This window comes from Paraburkholderia kirstenboschensis, from assembly GCF_904848585.1.
Classification (GTDB): Bacteria; Pseudomonadota; Gammaproteobacteria; order Burkholderiales; family Burkholderiaceae; genus Paraburkholderia; species Paraburkholderia kirstenboschensis.
In genome coordinates this window covers 240,456-259,315 of record NZ_CAJHCR010000003.1, presented here as the reverse complement: position 1 = coordinate 259,315, position 18,860 = coordinate 240,456, and the positions used below count along the sequence as shown (strand labels likewise).

Sequence of the window (18,860 nt, the reverse complement as noted above, 5' to 3'; positions counted from 1 at the left end):
AGGTGTTCGCGTTACATCCGCGAGTAGTCGAACCGTTCAGTGTGGAGGTTATATGAAGGCGCTTAGATGGCATGGCAAGAAAGACATCCGCTGCGACACCGTGCCGGATCCGAAGATCGAACATCCGCGCGACGCGATCATCAAGGTGTCGAGTTGCGCGATATGCGGTTCCGATCTGCATCTCTACGATGGCTTCATGCCCGGCATGGAGTCCGGCGACATCATGGGCCACGAGTTTATGGGCGAGGTGGTGGAAGTCGGCAAGGAGAACAGTGCGCTGAAGGTCGGTGACCGCGTCGTCGTGCCGTTCACCATAATCTGCGGCGAATGCGATCAATGCAAGCGCGGCAACTTCTCTGTGTGCGAACGGAGTAACCGCAACAAGGACATCGCCGACAAGATGTTCGGCCACACCACGGCGGGCCTGTTCGGCTACACGCATCTGACGGGCGGTTATCCGGGCGGGCAGGCCGAGTTCGTACGCGTGCCGTTCGCGGATAAAACGCATGTGAAGATACCGGACGGTCTGAGCGACGAGCAGGTGCTTTTCCTCGGCGACATTTTTCCGACCGGCTGGCAGGCCGCGGTGCAATGCGATATCGAGTCCACCGATACGGTCGCGATCTGGGGCGCGGGCCCGGTCGGGCAAATGGCGATTCGCAGCGCCGTGCTGCTCGGCGCAAAGCAGGTGATTGCGATCGACTGCGTACCCGAGCGTCTTTCGATGGCGCGCGCGGGCGGCGCCGTCACGATCGACTTCAAGGAAGAGAGCGTCCTCGAACGATTGAAGGAACTGACGGGCGGCAAGGGCCCGGAGAAATGCATCGACGCTGTCGGCATGGAATCGCACGCAACGCGTTCGGTTGACTCAATGTACGACCGCGCAAAGCAGGCCGTGATGCTCGAAACCGACCGGCCGCATGTGCTGCGCGAAATGATCTACGTTTGCCGACCCGCCGGAACGTTGTCGGTGCCGGGCGTGTACGGCGGTCTGGTAGACAAGATCCCGTTCGGTGCGTCGATGAACAAGGGCCTGACATGGCGCATGGGACAAACGCACGTCAACCGCTGGACCGACGATCTGCTGCGGCGAATCCAGGAAGGGCAGATCGACCCGTCGTTCGTTATCACGCACACGGTTTCGCTCAATGAAGGCCCGCGCATGTACAAGACGTTCCGCGACAAGGAAGACGGCTGCATCAAGGTCGTGCTCAAGCCTTAAAGCGTTGAGCAGTTGCGATCGCGGCACAGGCGCTGTCTGTTATTTCACGCGAGCTGCGTTGACGTGGCTCCCCAGAATGAAGGTGATGTAAATGGATTCTCGTACTGAACCGAAGCAGGAGGGCGCTCGCGCTCTGAAGGAACGACTGCCGCAGCCGGATTCGATTGCGCGCGGCCTTGGCTGGTACAGCATTGCGCTCGGCCTTGCGGAACTGGTCGCGCCGCGCATGATGGCCCGCGCAGCCGGTGTCGAGACAGGTGCCGGCGCCATGCGTTTCTATGGATTGCGCGAACTTGCGTGCGGCGTCGGGATACTGGTGTCGCGCGATCCGCGGCCATTCTTATGGGCGCGCGTAGGCGGCGATGCGCTCGACCTTGGCACACTCGCGCTGTCGTCGAACAAGTTGAGCGCACGCGACCGGCAACGGGCGACGGTTGCGGCCATGAACGTTGTCTGCGTCACAGCGCTCGACATGTATGCCGCAAATTGCGCGGAGAATGCGCCGCGTTTGCCGTCGGCGGACTATAGCGACCGCACCGGCTTTTCCAGTTCGCCGGAGCAGATGCGTGGCGCCGCGCTCGCGGACTTCGAAACGCCACGCGACATGCGCACGCCGGATGCGCTTGCGCCGTACACGCGCAACAAACAGTCGGCGGCGACGGGTGAGCGCATGCGTGCGGGGAGCGCGACGAGCGCCGCATAGGCGGTGCATAAGCGAAAAAGCGTACCTTCCAGATGGCGGGTACGCTTCAATTTAGCCTTCAATTTGCGCGCTATTTCAGGTTGTCTTGCTCGCTGTCTTTGCGGAACGTCTGGTCAAGGCGAACTGCGTCGCCTTGAACCACGCGTACCGCGTCACGCTGACAGATCGCCTTTACTGGTTGGATGGCCTTCGGCGCCACCCGGTTCGAGATCGGGATCCACGTGATCATGCTCCGGGGTGTACGGCCCTTCAGACGGATGGTCTTTTCCCTTCGGAACTAGCGTCGGGTCGACGCTTCCATGTTCCCGCTCTTCCACTGTGCCGTCGGACTTGATCTTGACGTCTCCATCACCCAACTTTTCGCGCCGCTGGTCCGCGCGTTCGACGGGATCGGACGGTTCCTGGTTCATGCTTTTCTCCTCTCAGGTTGATTGACGCTTCGTGCACGCACATCGAGATTCGAGCAAACGCGATACCCGCCTCGCCGACGGTGGTTCGGGTGAAGCGTTGCACGCGAATTGCTATGCGGTGACAAGGCCCGCGAATTCAACGCAGGCTCGACCTGCCGACGCGCTGGTGCGTCTCACGTCCAGCGCGATTTGCGGCACCGATCTGCGCATGCAGCCGTGAGTGGCGGGTCACGGTATTGCGCGCGGGAATTCGTCTTCACGCTCATCTCAATCCAACCGCGGGCGGGAACGCCCGCAAGGACGCTTGTTTTCAACTATGACAGTCGACCAACGGCTTCGCAGCATGCGCAAGACCATGCGTGACATGTTCGGTATCGTGCGTTTGCGCGCCGGTCAGGAGGACATTATCCGCAGCGTATTGCAACACCAGGACACGCTTGCCACGATGCCGACCGGCGCGGGCAAGTCGCTTTGCTATCAGTTGCCGGCGCTGCATCTTGAGGGCACCACGCTCGTCGTGTCGCCGCTGATCGCGCTAATGAAAGACCAGGCCGACAAGCTGCTTGCCGCCGGAATCGACTGCACACTCGTGAACAGCACGCTGCGCAGTCGCGCCGAGCGCGAAGCGCTGCAGCGGATCGCGGCGGGCGAGAGCGGCATTGTGTTCGTGACGCCGGAGCGCCTTGCGCAACCGGCCTTCATCGAGACGTTGCGCGCGCGCCCGGAAAACCGTGTCGGACTAGTGGTTGTCGACGAGGCGCACTGCGTATCGCAATGGGGACACGACTTTCGTCCCGCGTTTCTGCAGATCGCGGCTGCGGTGAAGTCGCTGGGACAACCGCCAGTGCTCGCGTTGACTGCCACGGCGACGCCGCGCGTGATCGACGACATCGTGCACTCGCTTGCATTGCGCGAGCCGCGTGTGGTTCGCACGGGCACGTATCGCGAGAATCTGCGCTATCGCGTCGTGCAGGTCAGCACGGCGGGGGGCAAGGACGGCGCAGCGCGCGCCGAGACCGCCAAGCGCGAGCAATTGTCGAAGCTGATTGCATCGCTCAGCGGCACGGGCATCGTCTACGCGGCGACTGTGCGCGACGTCGATCGTATTTACGGCTGGCTCACGGAGGCAGGCGAGTCGGTGTCGCGCTATCACGGTCGGCTGGGGGCTGACGCTCGCGAAGAAGCGCAGGAGCAGTTCATGTCGGGCGCCACCCGCTTGATGATCGCGACCAACGCGTTCGGCATGGGCATCGACAAGGCGGACATACGCTTCGTGATCCATTACCAGATTCCCGGCAGTCTCGACGCTTACTATCAGGAAACGGGCCGCGCGGGCCGTGACGGCGAGCCTGCCGATTGTGTGCTGCTGTTCGATCTGAACGACCGGCGCATCCAGCAGTTCTTTCTCGCGGGACGCTATCCGAGTGTCGAACTCGCGCAGCGTGTTTACGACACGCTGGCCTCGCATATTGCCGACGAACCCAAGGGCGTCACGCTGGCCGCGCTCAAGGAAGCATTGCCGGATGTCGGTGCAGGCAAGCTGGAAGTCGCGTTGAACATGCTGGTCGACGCTCGCGTGGCCGGCCGCGACCGGCAGCGCCGCTATCGTCTGCGAAGCCGTGAGGGCGCTCAGGAGTCCGCGCGCGACGCGGTTGCAAATGCCGCGGCGCAATTCGAGCAGATGAGCGCGAACGACAGGGAAACGCTGCAGCAGATGATCGACTACGCGCAAACGGGTCAATGCCGCTGGCGCGCGATCCTCGACTATTACGGCGACTCGCCTGCCGCCGAGCGCTGCGGTGTCTGCGACAACTGCGTGAATCCGCCGCAAATCGACATGGCGCCCGACGCTATCGTTGCAGCAGAAACGCACGCGGATGCAGCCGCACAGCGCAAGCGCGAGCAGTCGCGAAAACCACGCGTCTGGGCTCCGGGCGATGCGGTGCGCGTGCCGCGTTACGGCGCGGGTGAAGTTGCGCTGGCGAGCGGCGAGCAGGTGGCCGTGCAGTTCCCCGACGGCAGCACCCGCACGTTTCTGGCGAGTTATGTGAGGGCGGGGCGATGATCCGCGTGCGCTCGAATGGAGGCAACGTCGGCAGTCGCTTCCGACGTTGCTTCGATCCGCGCGCGGAAGTAGCGCGCGGTCTCTTTAAGGCCATCGTCGAGCGATGTTTTCGGCTGCCAGCCGAGCAACTCGCGCGCGCGCGAAATGTCCGGCTGACGATGCCACGGGTCGTCGGTCGGCAGCGGATGCAGTTCGAGCGGCGAACTTGAGCCCGTGATCGCGACGATCCGTTGCGCGATCTCGCGCATGCTGACTTCGTGCGGATTGCCGAGATTGACCGGCCCGCCGGGATCTTCGGCGGTGTTCATTAAACGGATGAACGCGTCGATCATGTCGTCCACGTAGCAGAACGAACGCGTTTGGGAGCCGTCGCCATATAGCGTGATCGGCTCGCCGCGCAACGCCTGCATCATGAAATTCGACACCACGCGGCCATCGGCGGGATGCATGCGCGGCCCATACGTATTGAAGATCCGCGCAATGCGAATGGAAAGCCCATGTTGACGGCGGTAGTCCATGAAGAGCGTTTCCGCGCAGCGCTTGCCTTCGTCGTAGCACGAGCGCGGTCCGATCGGATTCACATGGCCCCAGTAGTCTTCTTTCTGCGGATGCACGAGCGCATCGCCGTACACTTCGCTCGTCGACGCCTGGAAGATTCTCGCCTTCACGCGCTTGGCGAGTCCGAGCATGTTGATCGCACCGTGCACGCTCGTCTTGGTGGTTTGTACCGGATCATGCTGATAGTGAATCGGCGACGCAGGGCAGGCGAGGTTGTAGATCTCGTCGACTTCCACGTACAGCGGAAATGTCACGTCGTGACGCATCAGCTCGAAGTTCGCGCAATCGAGAAGATGCGCGATGTTGTCTTTCGTGCCCGTATAGAAGTTGTCGACGCACAGCACGTCGTGGCCTTGCGTCACGAGCCGCTCGCACAGGTGTGAGCCGAGAAAGCCGGCACCGCCTGTGACCAGAATCCGCTTGCGGGTAAGTTCTTTCATGTTGCGTGGTCCTAGTCGTCTTACGTTTGTTCGGCGCAAGCCGCGCCGATCTGTGGCCTACGCGGTCACTTGCAGCAGTGCGTCGTGCCAGTCCTGCGCAAAACGGTCGATGTGAAACCGCTCCAGCGCCGTGCGTCGCGCGCCTTCACCGAGGCGCCGCGCTTCTGCAGGATCGCGAAGCAGTTCGTGCATTGCGTCGACAAGCGCATTCATGTCTGTATGCACGAAGCCGTTTTCGCCGTTGCGGATCACCGTCGCGAGTTCGGTAGTAGCAAGGCCCACGATCGGCATGCCGATCGTCATCGCCTCTACGATGGCAAGGCCGAGACTGGTCCAGCGAATCGGATTGAAGAAGAAGCGATAGCGCGCGGTGAACGCGGCCAGATCCAGATTGCCGACTTCGCCGATGCCGTCTAACCGCTCCGCGTCCATGCCAACCAGATCGAGCGGCACGCGCGTGCGCACATCGGCGAATACGTCGGCGCCGAGGCGCCGGCCGCGCTGAGCGAGATGATTCACGACTACAATGCCGCGTTCGAGTTCGCCGCTATAGCGCACGCCTTCGGGCACCACCACCCCATGTTCGATTACTCGCGTCGGCGTGACGCCGCAATCCCACATCAACTGGTTAAAGTGCGTGACGTGAACCAGCAGCGTGTTCGGGTCGTCGACCCAATGCCATTGCTGGAACGGGTTCTCCTGGGGCGGATCGTGTTCGATATACACGCGCGGCAAGCGGCGCTGCGCGTCGCTCAACACATGCTCGCGGTCATATTCCCAATGCGTCTTGTGCTGATACAGGATCACGTCGAATTCCTGATCCGGCACGTCGTCCGCATTGATTTCGTGGACGTTGTCGCCCCACGGCAGCACGCCCACTTTGCCCGCATAGCCGGGCGGATGACCGGGCTTCGTCACCAGATAGAAATCGTGCGGCGCCTGTGTCAGGTAGTACAGGTAGTTGCCGTGCACGTGCCATGTCAGCACACGGAGACGGCGGCAGTTACGCAGCATGGTGCAACTCCTCGAAGGGTCCGGTTTCAGCAGGGGTATGCAATGCGCAGGGACCGGCCGGATGCGCGCCGCGAAGTTCGGCCAGTTGCGCGCACGCCGTCTCGACTACGCGATCCACGCCGATGTTGAGCGCGCAAGGGTGCCCGTAAGGACACTCGCGGAACATGCACGGCCGGCACGGCGGATAGTCGGCAAGCACGCGGTGCCGCACGTGATCGAGCGGCGCCCAACGTTGCGTGTCGCTGCCCGACGCGACCACGACGGACGCGGTCGCCATGGCCGCGGCGATATGCGAAATACCCGTGTCGTTGCAGACGACGAGCTGCGCGTGCGCAACCAGCGCGGCCAGTCCGCCGAGCGATGTCGAACCGGCGAGGTGCAACGCGGGCGCGGTCATCGCGCCGAGCACTGCGCCGGTCAGCGACGCTTCCGCCGCAGTGCCGGTGATGGCGATCTGCCACCCGTCGGCGGCCAGGCGGTCCGCGACTTCGGCGAAACGCTCGGCCGGCCAGCGGCGCGAGGGCAATTGCGCACCGGGATGCACCAGCACCAGACGCTGTGCTTCGATGCCATGCGCGGCCACGAGCGAAGCGTATTCGTCGCCATCCCGCTCGCAGAGAGGAAACGACAAACGCCGGTCGGTGGTTTCGGCGCCGAGCGCGCTCATCAATGCAAGGTAGCGCTCGGGTTCGGGCAGGTCATCGGGCCAGTCGATAAACACGCCGTCGCGCGGCCGCTCGTGAGGCTGCACGAAGCCTGCGTGAGCGCTTGCGCCGAACTGAAGCAGCAGATCGTTTGCGATGCCTCCGCTGCCATGCAACTGGATTGCGAGATCGAAGCGTTGAGCGCGCATCCACTCACGGAATGCGGGCAGCCCTTCGTCCGATTCGCGCTGCTCGGGAAAGCCTTCGGCTCCCGGAAACACGATCAGTTCGTCGACGAGATCGGCGTAACGCTCGACAAACGACTGCGCCCACGGCAAGCCGATCAGCGCGATATGCGCTTGCGGCGAGGCTGCGCGCAGCGCCCGCAGCGCGGGCACGGAACAGAGCATGTCGCCGAGTTGCAGTGCACGGAAGATCGCGATGCGGCGCGGTGCGGCTGAGGCGAGGAACGAGCCTGCATTCATAAGAAAAGCACCTTGTAGCGTATAGCGCCGTAGAGCCGCCAGTAGATCGAAAGGAACGGAATCGGAATGGACGTCCATGCCATTTCGGCAATGTGCCGCAAGCTGCGGTCCCGGCCACGCAAACGCATTGCGCAGAAATACGCCGTCAGTGCGAACCATGCGAACAATGCGAGCGTCACGGTGGTGGCATCGCCCACGAAAACGCCGATCAGCGCGGCCAATGCGGCGCAGAGAATGAAGTAGTACAGCAAGGGAGGCGACGAGCGAATCCGCGTTTTGAATAGTTCGGGGTGCTTCTTGTAGAGCAACGCGTCGAACTGGCTCTTCTTCTGCTGCGAGATGCTGACGCCCCAACGCGCGGGGCGCACCGGGTGCACGACCACCGCATCGCGCGCACGCACGATCTTGCCGCCCGCTTGCAGCAGCGTGAACTGCAAATCGGAGTCTTCGCGCCACGCCGAGGTGAAACGCTCGTCGAAGCCCCCGGTCATCGTCAGAAAGCTGCGCGCTACGAATACGTTCGCGGTCGCGAATTCGGCGCGCTCGAGGCCGCTCGCGTCCGCCTCGTAATCGGTCGGCGAAGCCGGTAGCGGCACGACGATTCGGCCCGCTGCGGCTGCCGCTCCCTGGCGAATCGCCGCAAGCCCTTCTTGCAGCCATTGCGGATCGGGCAGCGTGTCGTCGTCGGTAAAGGCGATTACCGGCGAGCGCGCCTGTTGCCAACCGGCATTGCGCGCGCCCGCCGGGCCTTGCGTGCGAGTCACCGGCACGTAGCGCACGGCGAGGCCGCGCTCCGCCTGCTCGCCGGCGATGCGCGCGACGCATGCGCGAGTCGCTTCGTCGGGACCGTCGTCGCAGACCACGATCTCGTAGCGGTCTGGGGGAAAGTCCTGTTCCGTCAACGCGCGAAGACATGACGCCAGCATGTCGGGCCGCCGAAAGGTCGGCACGACCACCGACACATCGAGGTGGGCTAGCAGCACGCCCGGATACCCGGCCGCAATCGGCTCGGCTTCGCTATGCGGATTGCCGAAGCTGCCTCGTACGTCGATCGGTCCCGTAGCGGATGGACTCATGCGCCGCTCCGCGATTTCTCGACGGCGAAGGGGCCGATCACGAGCGCGTCGAGCGGCGAAGTCCAGAACGACTCCACCGCATCGCGCGGCGAATTCACCATCGGCTCGCCGCGCGTATTGAACGATGTGTTTACGAGAATCGGCACGCCGGTGCGCTGGTTGAACGCGGACAGGAGATCGTAGTAAAGCGGGTGCTGCGAGCGGTTTACGGTCTGCACTCGCGCGGTGCCGTCCACGTGACGCACTGCCGGAATGCGCGCGGCCTTGTCGGCGCGCACGTCGAACACGAACAGCATGAACGGCGCTACGTGGCCGTTCACGAACCATTCGCTCGCATGTTCTTCCATGACGACTGGCGCGACCGGGCGGAAGTCCTCGCGATCCTTGATCTCGTTGAGCTTCGCCTGCATGTGCGGATCGACTGGCGACGCGAGGATCGAACGCGCCCCGAGTGCCCGCGGACCGAACTCGGTGCGGCCCTGATACCAGCCGATCACCTTGCCGCTCGCGAGCAGGTCGGCGGTCTCGCCGGCAATGTCGTTGAGCCGCCGGTACGGTACCTTCGACCATTGCAGGAACTGTTCGATTTCCTGTTCCGGATATTCGGGACCCAGGTACGCGTGATCCATCACCCAATGACGCTTGCGATCGCCGCGCTCACTGCGTTCGCGAGAGTCGATCCAAAGTGCTGCGCCAAGCGCGGTGCCCGCGTCGCCCGCGGCAGGCTGGACCCATACTTCGTCGAACGGACCGGCGTCGCGCAGCTTCGAATTCATCACGCAGTTCAATGCGACGCCGCCTGCCATGCTGAGCTTGCTCAAGCGGGTTTTCTCATGCAGCCAGCCCGCGAGTTGCAGCACGGTTTCCTCGAGTACGCGCTGCAACGAATGGGCGATATCGAAGTGGCGCTGTTCCAGCGGGCCGCCGCGTTCGCGCGCGGGGCCGAAGCGTTTGACGAGGCGCGGGGCGTCGACCGTATAGCTGCCGTCGCCGCGGTAACGCACGATATCGCGAAACACGTCGAGATACTCCGGCTTGCCGTACGACGCCAGCGCCATCACCTTGTACTCGTCGGATGAATGCAGGAAGCCGAGCCAGTCGGTTACCGCTTCATAAAGCAGGCCGAGCGAGTGCGGCAGTTCGACCTGCTTGAGCCGCGTGTATTTCCCGCCGACGAACTGGCCCATGCTGGTCGTCACGCCTTCGCCGCGGCCGTCCATGGTGAGCACGGCCGTATCTTCGTAAGGGGCGGCGAGAAATGCGCTGGCCTCGTGCGCGAGGTGATGTTCGACGAAATGCCACTTGAAGCCGTGGTCGCGGTCCACGCCCTGAAAGCGCTTGCGCAGATGATGCGGCGCGCCGTCCAGCAATTGGCCCTTGGCGTTCGAGATGTAGCTGAGAAAGAGCGGGTCCCACGGCGATGCGGACGGGTCGGACAGACGCGTGTTGGCCGGATCGAATGGCAACTCGATAGTCGCGCCGGGACGTTTCGGCATGCCGCTGAAGAGGCTCGGATCGTACGAATACGCCACATGATCGACGTCGGCAAGCGTGATGCCGGCGGCTTTCAGGCAGTAGTCGATCGCGTCGAACGGCAGTTGCCAGGTCGAGAAGGGCACGGGGCGCTTCGCATGTTTGACGTGCGTGAAGCGTTCGTCTTCGGCGGCGGCGAGCACCACACCGTCGCGCAGCAGGGCTGCGGCGCTGTCGTGATAGACGGCATTGATTCCGAGTGTGTACATGGGCGTTCGCAGTAGGAGTGGGTTTCAGGGAGCCACCGGTTCATCGGCGAGCGGCGGCGCCGCGTCGCTGTGGTGGGCGTTGGATTGGATAGCGATCGGGCGGCGCGCATCGGAGTCGACGGACGCTGCGCGCGCTTGTGCTTCGGCGAGTAACTTGAGCGCCGCTGTCACGACCTCGCCCGGCGTCACGCCAAGCAGGCACGCATGGTGATGCTGCGGACACACGCTGCGGTAGCACCAGCGGCATTCGACATCGCGAAACAGCACGCGATTCGGCGTTTGCCACGGCGTGTGCTGCGGATTGGTCAACGCATACAGGTCGACGACCGGCGTGCCGAGCGCCGACGCGAGATGCACCGGCCCGCTGTTGTTCGACACCAGCACGCTCGCTTGTTCGATCAGCGCGGCCAGTTCGCCGAGCGTGAGCGCGCCGCTCATATCGTGCAGTTGCGCGCGAACGCGAGGCGCGGCGGCGGCGATCACCGCATCGACGAGCGGGCGCTCGCTTGCACTGCCGGTGATCAGGAGCGGCGCTCCGGTCTCGGTTGCGAGGCGCGTCGCAACCTGGCCGAAGCGCTCGGGCGGATAGCGCCGCGAAGCGGCGGTTGCACCGGGGTGCAACACGATCCACGGCGTGTCGGCGTTTGCGCCGCTGTGCACGCCTCTCGCGGCTAACTGATCCGCAAGCGTTCGCCGGTCCGCGTCCTGCACCGTGAAGTGCATGCGCGTGTCGGGCGCTTCTGCGCCGACCTGGCGCACGAGGTCCAGTTGCCGTTCCACCTCATGACGGGTGCGCTGCTGCGGCTCTGGTTCGCGCAGCCAGTCCGTCAACAACGCATACGGGTTCTCGCGGCAATGCGCGAGCCGCCGCGGAATGCCCGCTAGATGGCACAGCATTGCCGCGGGCAACGGGCTCTGGCTATAGACCGTGAAAATCACGGCGGCATCGAAGCCGCCGCGCCGCAAACGTTCCTGCATGCGCTGGTCGTCGGCGAGCGAACGGGCGCTCGTCGGCGGATTCGCGACCCACGGCGCTTCGTATTCGATCACGTCGTCGACATCGTCGAGAAACGGCGCGAGTGCGACGCCGCTGCGCGATGCAAGCAGCGTGATGTGACGGCCCGGTGCGGACTGGCGCAGTGCGTGCAGCGCGGGCGTGGTCATCAGCACATCGCCGAGATTGTCGAGCCGCACGCACAGAATGCGCTTGATCTCATCGCCCCAAGGCGCAAGCTGCGGGCCGTCGGGCACGCGAGCGTGAGCGAGTGTCGGTTGAGTGATCGGCAGCGGCGCATTCATTGAGCGGTTTCCTCGCCGGCGGGCGCGGGCGGTGCCGCTGCTTCCACAGCGTTTGCGACGATCCGGGCAGCCTCGTGCAGGTCCGCGGCGCGCGCGGTGGGAACGCGCTGCGGTCCTTCGATCCACTCGGTCTCGTGGCCGTTGTCGAGCAGAATTGTGCGGCATCCGGCACGATTGCCCGCTTCGACATCGTCGAGAATGTCGCCGATGAACCAGCTGCGCGCGAGATCGAGCCGATGCTCACGGGCTGCGCGCAGCAACAGGCCTGGCGCCGGCTTGCGGCAATCGCAGGCGGTCGCATAAGGGGCTATGGTGCCGTCCGGATGATGCGGGCACCAGTACGCGCCAGAGAGCGTCGCGCCGGATTCGGTGAACATGCGCGTGAGTTCGGCTTCCACGTTCTTTAACGCCGCGCGCGTGAATTTGCCGAGTGCGACGCCAGACTGATTGCTGATCACGAACAGCGCGAACGGCTGGGCCGCGAGCAGCGTCAACGCTTCGCGCGCGCCCGGTGCGAGGCGCATCAGCGAAGGGTCGATGTTGTAGGGCACGTCCTCGAGCAACGTGCCGTCTTTGTCGAGAAATACAGCGGGTCGCAGCATGACAAAGGCGGTGCAGAGAAATGTGAGCGGAATCGCCACAAGCGGACCATGCGTCCGCTCCGGCTCGACACAACTGGCTGCGCTATCAGCGCTGCAATGCTGCGTGGCGCCTAACGGAACGATGCGCCGGCCGCTGCTCGCAGCGGAACTTCCACGCGATCTTCCGCGGCTTTGGCGGGCACGAGCCGCGCGGTGCGCATATAGATTTGCGCGAGCGATTCGCCCACGCCGCGCCATGTGAATTCCTTGCGCGCACGTTCGACGCCTGCTTCGCCCATCCTGCGTGCGAGCGCGGGATCGCGCCGCAACTGGTTCAGGCGCGCGGCGAGCGCGGCCGGATCGCGCGGCGGCACGAGAAAGCCGGTGATGCCGTCCGCCACCGAATAGCGGATACCGCCGACATCGGCGCCGATCACCGGCGTGCCGCATGCCATCGCCTCGACCGGTGTGATACCGAACGGCTCGTACCACGGCGTCGTCACGAACACGTCCGCGGCGCTGTAGTAGTAGCGCAATTGCGCGCGCCCGCGCCGTCCCACGAAATTCGTCTGTTCAACCACGCCGCATTCACGCGCAATGCCGCGAAGGCGCGCGATTTCCGGCGTGGCCTTTTCGTTCGGCGCGTCCGAGTTGCCGCCCACCACGTAGAGTTGGGCGGAGGTCCTGAAGGCTTTCTTCAGAACTCCGACGCCGCGAACCACGTTGTCGATGCCCTTGCGCTGCACGAGGCGTCCGAGTTGCAGCACGGTGAACTGGTTCTGCTGCCAGCCGAGTGCGTCACGGGCGGCGGCGCGGTCCATCGGATGAAACTCGTCGGCGTCGAAACCGCACGGCACGATCTCGATGCGGGCGGGGTCGGCCTGGTAATGCTCAATCAGGTCTGCTTCGTCCTGCGGGCATTCCGCGACCACGACGTCGGACTGCGCGACGAGATCGTCCTCGATTGCAAAGCGCTCGTCTGGAAAGCCGTCGCTCGCGCCTTGATGAATCCGCCGTACACGGCCGAGCGCATGAAACGTCGTGACGAGCGGCACGCCGAGCGCCGCTTTGACCTTCATTGCGGCTAGGCCCGACATGAAGAAGTTCGCGTGCATCACGTCGTACGGGGTTTTCTCGCGGCGGAAGAATTCGATCAGGAACGCGGCGAACTCATCCATGAAGGGCAGCAGCAGTTCCTTCGGCAACTGCATCGGCGGCCCTGCGGGAACGTGGATCACGCGGACGCCTTCCATGTCGGATATGAGCGGCAGCAACGCGCGGTCGCGCCGCGTGAACACGTCCACTTGATGGCCCATCTCGGTCAGTTCACGCGCGACATTCGCGACGTAGATGTTTTGTCCTCCGCTGTCGACGCCGCCGGCGATGGCGAGGGGCGAGGCGTGCTCACTGATGAGGGCGATCTTCATTGACATTCCTTCGCGAGATAGGCATTGGCAGGGAGTTCATGGCGCGTTTTGCTGAGCACTCTTATGCAATTTCACGCAATACCACGCTGTTACCCGGCATGAGCATGTGCTGTGCCCATGCGCCACAAGGGACGCAAGAAGCGCAATGCGGTGTTGGCTGCGGAGAAGCGCTATAGCGTTCCCTTTTATCGGGCTGGGAAACGGTGTGGCGTTCCCTTTTTCTACAAGCTGCCATGTAAGTTCGATCAGAATGCCCGACGAATGGCGAATTTTTTTCTTTGCGATGCTATTAGCAACGCGTGCCGCTGATGTGTCGTCTATGCTAAGTTTTGTCCGGCGGCGGGCGCGCGATTTGCTCGATCCCGGCCTTGGCGCATCTGCCCGCTATGCATGTTCTCGTCGCGCCGCTTTGCGAATCCGCTTTGTGGAATCTAATGCCGGCTTGCAGTTCACGCGCTGCAGCGGCCTTCTCAGGACACCATGCCGAACTCCGCAACGCTGCCCCGTTCCCAGTTGACCCGCCGCATTGCCGCCGACCTGATGCGAGCAGTCTGGCGTTATCGCAGCCAGACCGTCGTTGCCTTGCTGCTAATGGTGGCGGCGAAGATGTCCACCGTTCTGATCCCGCTCGTGCTCAAGCATGTGGTGGACGAACTGGGGCATCCGGTCGCGCAGGCGCTGTTCCCGGTGTTCCTCGTGTTGGCGTATGCATTACTGCGTTTTCTCGGCGATGCGCTGAACGAAGCGCGCGACGTGGTATTCAGCATCGTCACGCAGCGCACCGTTGCCGCATTTACCGAGCGGACTTTCGCGCATCTGCATCGCATGAGTGCGCGCTTTCACACGAAGCGCGAGACCGGCGCAATAGTGCGCGACGTGCAAAAGGGCGCCGACGGTATCGGCTTTCTGCTCGGCGTCGCGCTATTTACGATCGTGCCGACCGCGTTCGAGATCGCGACGATCGTGGCAATCATGGTTCACAATTACGCGCGCGAATTCATGATCGCGATTGCGGCAACCTTCTTTTGCTATGCGGCGTATACGTTTGTCTTCACGCGTCGGCGCGTTGCATTCCAGCGCGCGGTGAATGCTCTGGAGGCGCAATCGGATGGCCGGCTCGTCGACAGTCTTCTCAACTACGACACGGTCAAATACTTCGCCACCGAAGATACCGAAACGCGCCGGCTGTCGGTCGTGCTCGACAAGTGGGTGCACGCCAGAACCGCGAATCAGCGCGCGTTGACCGCGCTGCACGTGGGGCAGAGCGCGGTGATCGCGTTCGGCATTGGCGCGATCATGCTGCTCGCGGCGCAGCACGTCGTGGCCGGAAGCATGAGCGTCGGCGATCTGATTCTGGTGAATGCGTACATCATCCAGATTTGCATGCCGTTGAATACGCTCGGCTTCGTATTTCGTGAGACCAACGACGCGATGGTCAACGTCGAGCGCATGTTCGAAATACTCGCCGCGCGTGGGCGCGTTGGCGAAGATATCGACGAGCCGGCCGCGAAACCGTTGGTAGTCAGCGCAGGGCAGATCTCGTTCGAGCACGTGGACTTCGGCTACGACCCTGCCCGGCAGATTCTGCGCGACGTGGACTTTCATGCTTATCCGGGCAAGACGCTGGCGATTGTCGGCGGCAGCGGGTCGGGCAAGTCGACACTCGTGAAGCTGCTCTTTCGTCTTTATCAGCCAAACAGCGGCAAGATCCTCATAGACGGACAGGACATCGGTCAGGTCACGCAAAAGAGCCTGCGCGAAGCAATCGGCATCGTGCCGCAAGATACCGTGCTATTCAACGAGACCATTGCCTATAACATCGCGTATGGTAGGCCTTCGGCAACGCGCGCGGACGTGGTGCGGGCGGCGCGCGCGGCGCAACTCGATGAATTTATCGAACGTCTGCCCGATCATTACGACACACGCGTCGGCGAGCGCGGTGTGCGGCTCTCGGGCGGCGAGCGCCAACGCATTGCAATTGCGCGCGCCATTCTGAAGGACCCGCGCATCATCGTGTTCGACGAGGCAACGTCCGCGCTCGACACGCGTTCGGAGCGCGCAATCCAGACCGAGTTGACGCGGCTCGCGCAAGGCCGCACGTCGATCGTGATTGCGCACCGGCTATCGACCGTGGTCGACGCCGACTGGATTCTGGTGATGGAACATGGCCGCGTGGTCGAGCAGGGCACGCACCGCGAGTTGCTCACGCGTGACGGCGTGTACGCGAAGATGTGGTCCCTGCAATGGCAGCAGGGCGAACTCGAGCACGCGCAGCGCAAGCTCACCGCGCAGTCTGTCAGCCTCGCGGCGCTAATGGCCGGCGTAATCGACGCGTTGCACGACGAAATTGCCGCGCATCGGGTGACGCTGTACCCGCAGATCGGCGACAACGATCTGCGCGTGACCGGCGACCCGAGCGTGCTGCAACCGCTGATCGCCGAGCTGTGCCGCAACGAGATCGTGCACGCGAGGCCGGGGCAGCGCATCGAGCTTCGCGTCGAGCGGCATAACAATCAGGTGTGGGTCACGGTGCTCGGCATGGGCGAGAAGCCCGCTGAACTGTCGCAAGCGGCCGCGCGCTATATGGAGGAGGCGCTGGCTGCCGCGGGCGGCAACTTCACGCTGATGCCGCTCAACGGCCGGCTCGCGTATGTGGCCATGCTGCCGTTGCGTCCGGTGGCCGACGCGGATTCCGGATCGGGTTCGGCGGCGTTGCCGTTGACATCGGAGGTGGACGGCGCGGCGCCGCTAGAAGGTCTCTTTGTCATGGCCATCGACGACCAGGAAGATGCGCTCGACGCATTGGAAGCGGTGCTTACATCGAGCGGCGCGCGCGTGCGTACCGCGTCGTCGGGCAAGGAGGCCCTGGAGTGGTTCGCGGGGACACCGACCACGCAATGGCCACATGCGTTGCTATGCGACATCGTGCTCGCTGACGAAGACGGTTACGACGTGCTGCGCCGTTTGCGACGCCTCGAAGCCGATCGGCAACTGCCGCTGCAGGACCGCGTGCCGGCGATTGCAATAACTGGCTACGCTCAGGGCGAAGACCGTATGAGAGCGAAGATGGCCGGTTTCCAGGCGCATCTGACAAAGCCGGTTGCGCCGGAAAAACTGATAGGCGAAATTCGCAACCTCGCCATGGCTTCCGCACGTACGGGCGCATAGAAAAGGTAGAGGCAGTGCGCGTTCGCCGCGCGCGCGTGTGCCTCCCGACGCTCGACGCTCGACGGCTCAGGTGCGCGCGTCGACCTTGGTTACCGTTGGCTTCGCGCGGGCGGTGGCCGGCGCCGGGGCTGCCATTTGACGCTCGCCCGTGCGTACCCGTTCGCGCAGGCTCAGCACCTGAGACGGCACTAGCTTGCGGCGTCTCAATGCCCATGCGAGCCCGCGCACCAGCGGAACGCCGTCGCGCGCGAGCGTGCCTTCACGTGAGAACGTCGCGAGCGCATGCATGGTTGCGCGGCTCGCTTCGGACCAAGGCAGGCGCAGCCACGCGATCCACGCCGCGTTGCGCGCGAGCGTGCGGCGCCGCAAGCCGCTATCGCGTGACGGCGACGGATGATGATGTACGGTCAACTGATCGCAATAGACAATCGAGTGCCCGGTTGCGAGCACGTCCAGCGCGACCAGTTCTTCTTCTCCGCCGATGAAAAGGCGCGGCTCGTAGCCGCCCAGTTGACGAAACAGCGACGTGCGGAACACACATGCGCCTGCCATATAGCCGATCAACGCGGGGCCTGGCAGCCCGTCGCTGCCGAGCGGGCTTGCGCGCATCACCGTACAGGTCGGGTCTGTGACGTTATCTTCGCCCACCACCACGCGCGCGCTCAGTACGCCTGCGTTCGGCCACGCATCGAGCAGTTGCACTGCGCGATCGAGGGAGCCTGGCTCCCACCATGTGTCGTCGTCGCAGAAGGCCACGTAGTCGGTGCCCACATAGGAAGCGGCTCGATTACGCCCGGCCGCGCCGAGATTCGCCCCGCATTCGACGATGCATACAGTCGGAAACAGCGCCTTCACGAGCGAGACGGTGTTATCGCTTGAGCCGTTGTCCGCGACAAAAATGGGCGGGTTTTCCGGAAGGGCGAGTAGGCGCTCGAGGGTGGCCACAAGCTCATCGGCGCGGTTGTGTGTCAGAACGACGACCGAAATGCGCCGGGAAAGCGATTTTTTTTCCATGCGGTTCTTTATTCTTGACGAGGCGATGCCCCGGTCAAGCAAACCATGTGCCGTCCGCTTTCAACTAGCTTGAGGCGCTTTGCAGCCGCCAGTACTTTTCGGTCGAATAAAGCGTGCTTTGCCCCTGCGGGCCGAACGCGCGCAACTGGCTCACGTATGCGGCGATAGCTTCTCGCTTGGTTTGCTCATGCGCGTTGGATTCATTGACCGAGACTGCCGCGTCAGTGGCGTGGGTCAACGCGTAGCCGTGTTTTTTGGTCAGTTCTTCAATGCGGTTCGAAACGGCTTCTCGCATCTGTCTATATGGCACATCTTCATAAGCGTGAAATACCGTGGCGGGCATATCGGCGATGAGTGCGAGGCATGCGTTCGACACTAGAGTGTGGTCGGAATGGAAGAGGCCGAGTGGGAAGAGCACGTTGTCAGGACTGTGTTCGTTGAGCGTGCGGTGAAGCGCTTCTGTCAAATCGTCGGGACTCGGAGTCAGAAGATATTGCGCGTCGCAGAAGGGCAAGTGTATCGCCTGCGCGCCGAGCTTTTCCAGCGCCCGAATGTCCTCCTGCTTGCGGGCGTGCATTGCCTGGAACGCGTCCGTAAAACCGGATTGACGATCCCAATCAGTGGACATGTTCTCCGATGGTGGCGCGGTGAACACCGTGCAGACAGTGGCGGATGGGTTAGCTGCGAGCAACAGCCCGCAACTGAAAACGGCATCGTCGAGATGCGGAGAAACGACGAGCAGACGGGCGCGCGATTGCATCATTTTGTGATGGAGTTGTTTTTGAATGGCAACTGGAACACGCTGGCTTGCAAACAGCGGGCCTGGCGCGCGAACGCATGGCCGAGGGCTAAACAGAATGGGCTTTGTGAAGCCATAGCCGTATTGTTTTCGGATGAGCGTGATCAGCAGTTTCGTTCTGCAACCTCCTTTCGACAACCGGCCGCCCGTCAAGGTGAATACGCACATTGCGACCGCGAGGTAACGCGGATGCGGTCACCGCTGATTTTTCAA

Annotated in this window: 15 protein-coding genes; 4 read left to right on the top strand and 11 right to left on the bottom strand. The window is 63.4% G+C overall.

Annotated elements, in window-relative coordinates:
• Positions 1-52: 52 nt before the first annotated feature.
• A complete protein-coding gene (locus tag JMY24_RS10990) occupies positions 53-1,222 on the top strand; it encodes a zinc-dependent alcohol dehydrogenase (RefSeq protein WP_128596520.1) in 1,170 nt (389 codons plus the stop codon).
• A 91-nt stretch (positions 1,223-1,313) separates the two neighbouring features.
• Complete coding sequence (locus JMY24_RS10985) at positions 1,314-1,925, top strand: hypothetical protein (RefSeq protein WP_128596521.1); 612 nt, start codon at positions 1,314-1,316, stop codon at positions 1,923-1,925.
• A 152-nt stretch (positions 1,926-2,077) separates the two neighbouring features.
• Here JMY24_RS10985 and JMY24_RS10980 read toward each other — a convergent pair whose 3' ends face one another.
• The gene (locus JMY24_RS10980) at positions 2,078-2,335 is read right to left on the bottom strand and encodes a hypothetical protein (RefSeq protein ID WP_128596522.1); all 258 of its coding nucleotides are present in this window, start codon (positions 2,333-2,335) and stop codon (positions 2,078-2,080) included.
• A 316-nt stretch (positions 2,336-2,651) separates the two neighbouring features.
• Here JMY24_RS10980 and JMY24_RS10975 point away from each other — a divergent pair, with 316 nt between their 5' ends.
• Positions 2,652-4,400: a RecQ family ATP-dependent DNA helicase gene (locus tag JMY24_RS10975; RefSeq protein ID WP_128596523.1), complete on the top strand. Its 1,749-nt coding sequence runs from the start codon at positions 2,652-2,654 to the stop codon at positions 4,398-4,400.
• Here JMY24_RS10975 and JMY24_RS10970 read toward each other — a convergent pair.
• The 8 genes from JMY24_RS10970 to JMY24_RS10935 form a co-directional block, all read right to left on the bottom strand.
• Entirely contained in the window at positions 4,379-5,398 is a 1,020-nt protein-coding gene (locus JMY24_RS10970) for a UDP-glucuronic acid decarboxylase family protein (RefSeq protein WP_128596524.1), read from the bottom strand. The genes JMY24_RS10975 and JMY24_RS10970 overlap by 22 nt on opposite strands.
• 57 nt (positions 5,399-5,455) lie before the next feature.
• A complete protein-coding gene (locus tag JMY24_RS10965) occupies positions 5,456-6,412 on the bottom strand; it encodes a glycosyltransferase family 4 protein (protein ID WP_128596525.1) in 957 nt (318 codons plus the stop codon).
• Entirely contained in the window at positions 6,402-7,541 is a 1,140-nt protein-coding gene (locus JMY24_RS10960) for a glycosyltransferase family 9 protein (protein ID WP_201702033.1), read from the bottom strand. The genes JMY24_RS10965 and JMY24_RS10960 overlap by 11 nt, the downstream gene beginning before the upstream one ends.
• On the bottom strand, positions 7,538-8,617 hold the full coding sequence (locus JMY24_RS10955; RefSeq protein WP_201702032.1) for a glycosyltransferase family 2 protein: 1,080 nt from the start codon (positions 8,615-8,617) through the stop codon (positions 7,538-7,540). The genes JMY24_RS10960 and JMY24_RS10955 overlap by 4 nt, the downstream gene beginning before the upstream one ends.
• Entirely contained in the window at positions 8,614-10,359 is a 1,746-nt protein-coding gene (locus JMY24_RS10950; protein WP_201702031.1) for a carbamoyltransferase family protein, read from the bottom strand. The genes JMY24_RS10955 and JMY24_RS10950 overlap by 4 nt, the downstream gene beginning before the upstream one ends.
• A gap of 24 nt (positions 10,360-10,383) precedes the next feature.
• Positions 10,384-11,658 carry a lipopolysaccharide heptosyltransferase II gene (waaF, locus tag JMY24_RS10945; protein ID WP_201702030.1) on the bottom strand — a complete coding sequence of 425 codons (1,275 nt, stop codon included), beginning with the start codon at positions 11,656-11,658 and terminating at the stop codon, positions 10,384-10,386.
• Positions 11,655-12,260 (bottom strand): D-glycero-alpha-D-manno-heptose-1,7-bisphosphate 7-phosphatase, encoded by a 606-nt coding sequence (locus tag JMY24_RS10940; protein ID WP_128598590.1) that lies wholly within the window; start codon positions 12,258-12,260, stop codon positions 11,655-11,657. Before JMY24_RS10940 ends, waaF begins: the two co-directional genes overlap by 4 nt.
• 110 nt (positions 12,261-12,370) lie before the next feature.
• Positions 12,371-13,666: a glycosyltransferase family 4 protein gene (locus JMY24_RS10935; RefSeq protein WP_128598591.1), complete on the bottom strand. Its 1,296-nt coding sequence runs from the start codon at positions 13,664-13,666 to the stop codon at positions 12,371-12,373.
• A gap of 480 nt (positions 13,667-14,146) precedes the next feature.
• Here JMY24_RS10935 and JMY24_RS10930 point away from each other — a divergent pair, with 480 nt between their 5' ends.
• On the top strand, positions 14,147-16,834 hold the full coding sequence (locus tag JMY24_RS10930) for an ATP-binding cassette domain-containing protein (protein ID WP_128598592.1): 2,688 nt from the start codon (positions 14,147-14,149) through the stop codon (positions 16,832-16,834).
• Between the two features lie 66 nt (positions 16,835-16,900).
• On the opposite strand, the gene JMY24_RS10925 is transcribed toward JMY24_RS10930, so the two are convergent.
• Both JMY24_RS10925 and JMY24_RS10920 read right to left on the bottom strand, forming a co-directional pair.
• Positions 16,901-17,848: a glycosyltransferase family 2 protein gene (locus JMY24_RS10925; RefSeq protein ID WP_201702029.1), complete on the bottom strand. Its 948-nt coding sequence runs from the start codon at positions 17,846-17,848 to the stop codon at positions 16,901-16,903.
• A gap of 64 nt (positions 17,849-17,912) precedes the next feature.
• The gene (locus JMY24_RS10920) at positions 17,913-18,785 is read right to left on the bottom strand and encodes a PIG-L deacetylase family protein (protein ID WP_236597383.1); all 873 of its coding nucleotides are present in this window, start codon (positions 18,783-18,785) and stop codon (positions 17,913-17,915) included.
• Positions 18,786-18,860: the final 75 nt, after the last annotated feature.